The following is a 591-nucleotide window of genomic DNA, read 5'->3' as shown; positions in this document are numbered from 1 at the left end:
TGAGCTTCGGATAAGAAATTACTAATTTAAAGGAACTAAATGCTCGTTCCATGATCCGATCATTCGACCAAGAGTGATTAGAACAAAAAGGAACGAGCATGAACAAGTTAGTTGAAACGTACTGTGATGTCGATGATTTTTCAAAGTTATTTTTCCCAAGCTGGCAGCGTATATTGCTCGAAAATGGTGAAATTAAACGTCGAAGAGCATGCCGCTTATCTCCGTCAGAGGTGATGACTATTATCATCCATTTTCACCAGTCACATTACAGAGATTTCAAAAACTACTACCTTCACTATGTTTGCCGTCAACTTAAAGCCTATTTTCCAGAGTTGCTGAGTTACACAAGGTTTCTCGCGCTTATGCCTAGTGTGGTGGTTCCGATGTGCAGTTACCTCACATCAAAACTTGGCAAGCCCACAGGTATACAATTTGTTGACTCCACTAAAATAGAAGTGTGTCACATCATCAGAGCTAAAAGAAATAAAGTGTTTGAAGGCGTTGCTCATCATGGAAAAGGCACTATGGGTTGGTCATATGGATTCAAACTACATTTAATAATTATTGATTTCGGTGAGTTTGTTGCGGTAT

At 39.1% G+C, this 591-nt stretch carries 1 protein-coding gene; it reads left to right on the top strand.

Annotated features, from left to right (window positions below):
• Positions 1 to 98 precede the first annotated feature (98 nt).
• On the top strand, positions 99 to 591 hold a 493-nt coding region (locus tag CWC30_RS16875; protein WP_283956820.1), incomplete at its 3' end, for a transposase.

The sequence above is a fragment of the Pseudoalteromonas sp. S4741 genome, from assembly GCF_005886135.1.
GTDB lineage: Bacteria > Pseudomonadota > Gammaproteobacteria > Enterobacterales > Alteromonadaceae > Pseudoalteromonas > Pseudoalteromonas tetraodonis.
Note: the sequence above shows the minus strand (reverse complement) of the source record. Positions and strands in the feature narration are given on the sequence as shown.